This window comes from Pseudoalteromonas sp. TB64, from assembly GCF_000498095.1.
Classification (GTDB): Bacteria; Pseudomonadota; Gammaproteobacteria; order Enterobacterales; family Alteromonadaceae; genus Pseudoalteromonas.
Genome location: NZ_AUTQ01000166.1, coordinates 1 through 6,512 on the forward strand (window position 1 = coordinate 1; position 6,512 = coordinate 6,512).

The window sequence follows — 6,512 nt, forward strand, 5'->3', positions numbered from 1 at the left end:
TAGGGGCTGTTGATCTTTGTAGTATATATATTAATCAGCCCACATTGGTAGCCACATCATAGTAAATGCTAAAGCGAGCATGGAATGATAATTCCGTTCAAGCTTTTCATACCTTGTAGCTATCCCTCTATATTGTTTGATCCGACCAAAGGCATTCTCAACTAAGTGCCTATATTTGTACATGCACCAGTCAATATCTTCATTACCCACTAAACTGTTATCCTTGCGTGGAATAACGGGTGTAGCGCTATTATCACGAATAAACTCTCTTAGTTTTTCACTATCGTAGCCTTTATCTGCGACAACCACATTACTCGTTGGGCAATTGTCTACAAGTGACTCTGCATGGACGATATCATGCGTATTTCCACAGGATAATTCATAATAAACAGGCAATCCTCCGCTATCTACTGCAAGATGAATTTTAGTCGAATTGCCACCTCGACTCTTACCGATTGATTCATTGCCAGCGGTTCTTGCACCGCAACTATGCTGGTGAGCCCTGACAATACTGCCATCAATAAAGATCCAATCCATATCAGCATAGTGGGATAACACACGAAATAATTCATTCAAAATATCTTTTTTGGACCATAAATTAAATCGTCTATAGATAGCACTCCACGAGCCGAAATAAGACGGTAAATCTCGCCAAGGAATACCGGTACGCATCTTATAGAGTATGCCTTCGAGCGTTTTTCTATGCTCAGGCTTATTATAAATTCGACCACTTAAGTGCATTACTTTTGATAAGACATTCCATGTCGCGTCTGTTAACATTAATCTTGGCATGAGGGTTCGGTGTAACGTTTTTTAGCGAATTCAATTATACCTTATCCTCATGCTGTTTGTTTTTTATACCGCAAAGATCAACACGCCCTAATGTAAAAAACAAGCATTTAAAATCACTCATGGAGATAAGTTACATGGTATCACGAAGGAGTTTTATAAAAGCTGGTGCAGCATTTGGTATTGGCTCAATGTTGAGCGCACCAACGTTAGCACAACAATTGAAAGTAAAAATGTCATCTGGGAAAGTAATGCCCACCAGAGGCCAAATTGACGAAGATGCACTACTTCCCACTAATAATATGGATAATAGTAAACATTATCGCCCTAAATCAAGAATGGGCTTAGGTGGACTTGCCGCTGGTAATGGCTTTAATACCATTTCACCCGACGAAGAAATCCTTCAAATGTTGCACGCAGCATGGGATTCTGGAATAAGACATTTTGATACATCGCCATTTTATGGTTTAAGCCTAAGTGAAAGACGCTTTGGTGACTTGCTTCGTAATAAAAATCGCGAAGACTATGTATTGTCATCTAAAGTTGGACGCCTACTTACTCCATCAGCCGAGCCATTAGAAAACAGCTGGCATTGGGCTGATCATTCTCCATTTCATTATAAGTACGACTACTCGGCTTCGGGCACTCGTCGCTCTATTGAAGACACCTTACAGCGAATAGGCGTTGCCTCGCTTGATATTGTATATATTCATGACTTATCACCTCAAAACAGTGATATGGGTGAAGATTGGCTTAAATATTTTGATCAAGCAGCCAAAGGCGCTATTCCTGAACTGACCAAAATGCGTGACGAGGGAATAATTAAAGGCTGGGGTTTTGGGGTTAATACCCCAGACGCAATTTACAAAGCAATTGATATGTCTGATCCTGATATTTGTTTATTAGCGCTGCAATATTCTATTTTGGATCACAAACAAGCATTAGATAAAACATTCCCAATGTTAGACAAACACGATATTTCGGCTGTCATTGGTGCCCCACTTAATGGCGGTTTTTTAGCTGGTCGCAACCGGTTTAATTACTCACCTAAAATCCCACTGCCAATGCAGCAAAAATACGTAGCAATGAGTGAAATTGCAGCTAAGCATGGTATTGATATGAAAACCGCTGCACTGCAGTTTGCAGAAGCACCTTCAACTGTTTCAGCTATTATTCCTGGTGCACGTACAGCGCAGCAAATAGAAGCGAATGTTGCTTCAATGAAAGTTAAAATCCCAGATGCATTTTGGAGTGATTTAAAATCGAAAGATCTTATTGCCCAAAATGCGCCTATTCCAACCTAAACCAAATATTACTGTTAAAGCGTACCCTTTAAGCTTACTGGGTACGCTACTATTACTCGCTTTTATATTATTTATTGAGCTAGGTAGTGCTAAAAAATAATATCAGTCCCTTTTAAATCGTCCTTAAAAGTTTAATAACTCCTAAATGAAATATATCGCATGGCCAGTACAAAATGTTATTTATAGTAAAGCTGGGGGAAAGCAGGTAATTTATTCAGCCTTACTTGCAGTGTAAGATTGAAAAACCTCATTGTTATTCACTAAGTTCAAAGATTAAGTATTATTGAGCTATAAACTATTATTTTACTTTTCCTTTAATTACTTTTTTAGCTGACTTTGACGTCTTTGGTGGCTTTGGCGGTAAAGAGTCTACAAAATTAACGCATACGCCTACCCAGTATTCTAAATCAGCGTCCGATTCAAAACCCTCGGGTAAAATATAAACCAAGCCCTTGACTGGCTTTCCTGTAAAGTCCATTTCAGTTACATGAGGCTTAGTTAAGCAAGAGCTATAATTTTTTGGCCCGACACGCACCATCAGTTTATCGCCAATAATTACGCAGCACATATACTCCGAGATTATAAAGCACAAGCCACCAAACATTTTCTTTACTACTAAATCGTGGCGCGCATTAAACAACTCATAAAGTCGCTCTTCTAACCCTCGGTCAAAAGCCATTTAAGCATCTCTATTTTTTAATAAAACACATTGAAACACTAATTATATAAACGATTTATAAATATTACAGTAAGTTTTTATTGGCTTTATTTTTTAAAATTAAACATAAATAAAATAACAAAAAAGTTGGTATGAATAATGGAGGTTTACAAAGTGTTGGGATTTTGGCGTTTACTTTTTTATATAATCGCACTAACTCATAGCTGATAATTAAACTGAGATTAGTGCGACTTTAAAATAGGTGTTAACTAAAATTCACTGGTTTAATTTAATAAACCAAAGTGCTTATGCTGACAGCTGCACTTGAGTATCATCTACAGATACTTTTTTCATACTGCCTTCTTGCTCTAAGCGAATATGCCAGCTATAAATATTATGCTTTCTGTAACTTATATAAACATGTAAAAAAGAGGAAAGTTTCCTCTTATTTTTACTAAGTTAATGACGACTCACCTGAATGGTTAGTTATCGCTCCAAGCCGAACTTCCTCAAAGTGCCATTAGCGGACATTGGCACCATAGCTTCTTTTTATATTTCATACGTTGCATCAATGTCGATATTACAACCTAGTTCATAAGCCCAGTTCTCATGGTATTTTTTCATAAGAGGCATATTCATTACATGTTGAAGTTTCACAGGTCGAAGTTCAAGTTTGGGACCATGTGCTCCAATGTTTGTATTCCAAGCATAAATGCGTCCCGTTTTGCTGCTGCGCTTCAAACTAAATGAACTCATTCCACATTCAAGAGCTAATTCTATGAAAGGTGAGTAATCTAATTGATATTCAGGCATATCGAAAAAGTTTTGATAAGTCCCATATCGACTCCTAGTATAATCCCCTTCGAATGATTCATATGATGGCTGAGATTCATCGAACAATAAAACTAGTTGATCATGCTTTGATATAATATAGCGATTTTCTTTCATAGGTAAAATTACGCCTAGGATTCATAGAGAAATATAATGCCTAAATAACAGGCTAAAAAAGTTGGTTAAAATAAGCAATGAAGGAGCAAAAACCTACCGTTTTTGTCCTTGTTAGCTACCCAATACACTTAATATCCTGTCATAGTAATTTGACACTCTAACTTGATAGGCAGTAGTACCATACAAACCACCTTTAAAATTAGATATATCGCCATACCCCAATTGCCAGCTTGATAAACCGACAAGAAAAGGAACACCTTTTTGAAAGATAACAGAAGCACCTCCGCTATCTCCTGAACCATGCATACCTTCAAGTGGTAATGCGTTTTCTGGTTCGTCAAATCTAAATGCTAACCAATTACCTTTCGCGCTTTCAACAATATTTTGAAACTGGTTCATAACACCAAGCGATTTTGTATTTGGGTCTTCGCCAGTTAATCCGTTCCCAGTAGATCCCCTGCCATAGACCGTAATTGTTTTGCTTTTTTCACTTTTGCCAGAATATATATTGATTGGTTCTACACCACTAACAGTTGAAGTTAATTTGATTAACGCTATATCACTTCTAGATTCGAAAAAACTCATTAAAGGCGCTAAATCACCTTTAAGTAAATCTTTATTAGGTTGAGTGTAATCTGGGTGTATATGGATGCTTTCAATTTCATAAACTTTTGAACCAATTAATAAATCTTTACCAATATAATCATAAAAAATAGTGTGTGCTACAGTTAGAACCTATTGTGAATCTATTAATACACCATGTCCCTCATGGGGCATATCTATTAGGTATTCAGGTATTTTATCAATGACATAAATTTCAGGGTGAACATCATGTCTCTTCACTACAGCATTGCTGCATGTAGAAAAGAAAATAATGAAAAAGATAAATAAAACTTTCATATTACGTCCATGTTCATTGTTGGTAGCTAATTTACCACTAAGGGCCGATTCCGTGCCGATTAGTTACAACCTATCAAGGTGTTGCTACGCAGTAGTTAAATCACAGCGATGTAAACCGCTCAAAACTCGGTGCCGGTAATTTAGGTAAACCTGACGAAGAGTCTGGCTTATTTAAAAGCTTAAGTAATATTAGCCAGCTAACAAAAGGTGATGTTGCCCTCCTTAAAGGAGAATACTGGGATGACAACGAAGGTGCTGGTTTAGTACATCGCTCACCACCGGTAGTTGCAAACGAGCAACGCTTATTGCTAACCCTAGATTTTATTTAATACAAGTGATGCTTTATAAACGACGTTAATTTAAGTTTGATTTTAAAGGCAGCTTAAGTAATCAATTAGTACCTAGTATTAATTGATTACTTAGATAATTATTTGAATAAGAACATGTTTCTAAGTTTCTTTTAAGCCCCTATTTATTGCCACTAAATCGTCGTCTGTTAGTGTGCCTGCGGCTTGCTTTAAACTAAGCGTAGATCATAGGTTGGATCTTAAGGAATAAAACTTGAAAACATGCTCTGAATTTGATCTGATAGTAATCGCCAAACCACTATCTATCCCAAAAGCAGAGCATGAATAAATATAATACTGAGTTAAACAAAATAACGAAAGTGCTTAACGATTTTAATATTAACGAAATAGGTAAAACAAGCCGTTTTTGTAGCCGTAAACGAATAATAAAACCTTTCGAATTAGTCATGTCGTTAATAACGGCTCTAGGCGATAAATCGGTAAACACCGTGACAGATTTACATCGTTATTTTGTGAAGTTGACGGAAACTGATGTTCAATATAAACCGTTTCACAATCAACTGAGTAAGCCTGAATTCAGCCAATTGATGAAATCACTGGTCGATGTGGCGTTAAATGAATGGCAGCAACAAATACTCGGCACAGAAGTCACACTGTCAGATTTCAAACGCATCATATTGCAAGACGGAAGTTCGTTCGCAGTGCACGATAGTTTAAAAGATACCTTTAAAGGTCGCTTTACTAAAATAAGTCCTGCGGCAATAGAGGTTCATGTGAGTTGGGATGTGCTTCAAGGTTATCCCGAAGAAATCTCAGTGAGTCCTGATAGCCAAGCTGAATATGATTTTTTACCTGATGCTAAATCGTTAGTCGACACCTTGTTTTTAGCGGATAGAGGTTATTTTAAGTTATCGTATCTTGAATCAATTGATACAGCAGGAGGCTTTTATGTTGTCAGGGCTAAAACCACGGTTAATCCAACCGTAGTAGCTGCTTTTAATCGTCACGGTAACGCGTTAAAACGGTTTTCACAGAAGAAGCAAAAGGACGTTAAAAAGCATATTCGTCGTAGTGTTATTGTCGATATGGATGTGGAAGGTAAAACTAATTATCGATTGATTGCGAGCTGGCCTAGAGGAAAAAGTGAGCCTACTTATTGGGCAACGAACTTAAATCGAGAAAAATTTAGCGCTGAAGCGGTAATAAAGCTCTACAGTCTCAGGTGGCAAATAGAGTTACTGTTTAAAGAATGGAAGTCTTATTGCAACCTGCAAAAATTTAACACCAGAAAAGCGAGCATGATGGAAGGCTTGGTGTGGGCAAGTTTATTGACGTTGTTAGTAAAGAGGCGAATAGGCATGAGTGTTCAACAACTTGCCGGTATTGAGCTATCAACATTTATGGTAGCAAAAAACACCCAAGGTTGGTTTTATCAATTAATGGAGTCGATAACACAAGGCGTGATATCGACACTGAATAAAGCATGGCAAAAAACTATCAGTTTTTTGTCAAAATATGCACGAAGAGCGAACCCAAAAAGAGATAAAGAAAAAGGACGATTAAAATGCGGCCTGAATCCAATTATCTCTTAATGTCTAACCTATG

At 37.2% G+C, this 6,512-nt stretch carries 5 protein-coding genes and 2 pseudogenes; 3 read left to right on the forward strand and 4 right to left on the reverse strand.

Annotated elements, in window-relative coordinates:
- Positions 1 to 30 precede the first annotated feature (30 nt).
- Positions 31 to 792, reverse strand: a complete 762-nt coding sequence (locus L647_RS0113795; protein WP_024611512.1) for an IS5 family transposase — start codon at positions 790 to 792, stop codon at positions 31 to 33.
- Positions 793 to 926: 134 nt separating this feature from the next.
- On the opposite strand from L647_RS0113795, the gene L647_RS0113800 reads away from it, so the two are divergent.
- Positions 927 to 2,093: an aldo/keto reductase gene (locus L647_RS0113800; protein ID WP_024611610.1), complete on the forward strand. Its 1,167-nt coding sequence runs from the start codon at positions 927 to 929 to the stop codon at positions 2,091 to 2,093.
- Between the two features lie 298 nt (positions 2,094 to 2,391).
- On the opposite strand, the gene L647_RS0113810 is transcribed toward L647_RS0113800, so the two are convergent.
- The 3 genes and pseudogenes from L647_RS0113810 to L647_RS01000000124250 all read right to left on the reverse strand — a co-directional run bounded on the left by L647_RS0113810 (position 2,392) and on the right by L647_RS01000000124250 (position 4,599).
- Positions 2,392 to 2,772, reverse strand: a complete 381-nt coding sequence (locus L647_RS0113810) for a TfoX/Sxy family protein (protein ID WP_024611611.1) — start codon at positions 2,770 to 2,772, stop codon at positions 2,392 to 2,394.
- Positions 2,773 to 3,300: 528 nt separating this feature from the next.
- Complete coding sequence (locus L647_RS0113815; protein ID WP_024611612.1) at positions 3,301 to 3,699, reverse strand: hypothetical protein; 399 nt, start codon at positions 3,697 to 3,699, stop codon at positions 3,301 to 3,303.
- 111 nt (positions 3,700 to 3,810) lie between these two features.
- Positions 3,811 to 4,599, reverse strand: a pseudogene (locus L647_RS01000000124250) (trypsin-like serine protease).
- Positions 4,600 to 4,646: 47 nt separating this feature from the next.
- On the opposite strand from L647_RS01000000124250, the pseudogene L647_RS1000000125345 reads away from it, so the two are divergent.
- Positions 4,647 to 4,928 (forward strand): annotated as a pseudogene (locus L647_RS1000000125345) (DUF1826 domain-containing protein); the annotation flags it as partial.
- Positions 4,929 to 5,227: 299 nt separating this feature from the next.
- Positions 5,228 to 6,499 (forward strand): IS4 family transposase, encoded by a 1,272-nt coding sequence (locus L647_RS0113825; protein WP_024610808.1) that lies wholly within the window; start codon positions 5,228 to 5,230, stop codon positions 6,497 to 6,499.
- Positions 6,500 to 6,512: the final 13 nt, after the last annotated feature.

Coding starts and splice junctions, on each gene's coding strand:
- L647_RS0113795 (WP_024611512.1), bottom strand. CDS start 792: ATGCCAAGATTAATGTTAACAGACGCGACATGGAATGTCTTATCAAAA.
- L647_RS0113810 (WP_024611611.1), bottom strand. CDS start 2,772: ATGGCTTTTGACCGAGGGTTAGAAGAGCGACTTTATGAGTTGTTTAAT.
- L647_RS0113800 (WP_024611610.1), top strand. CDS start 927: ATGGTATCACGAAGGAGTTTTATAAAAGCTGGTGCAGCATTTGGTATT.
- L647_RS0113815 (WP_024611612.1), bottom strand. CDS start 3,699: ATGAAAGAAAATCGCTATATTATATCAAAGCATGATCAACTAGTTTTA.
- L647_RS0113825 (WP_024610808.1), top strand. CDS start 5,228: ATGAATAAATATAATACTGAGTTAAACAAAATAACGAAAGTGCTTAAC.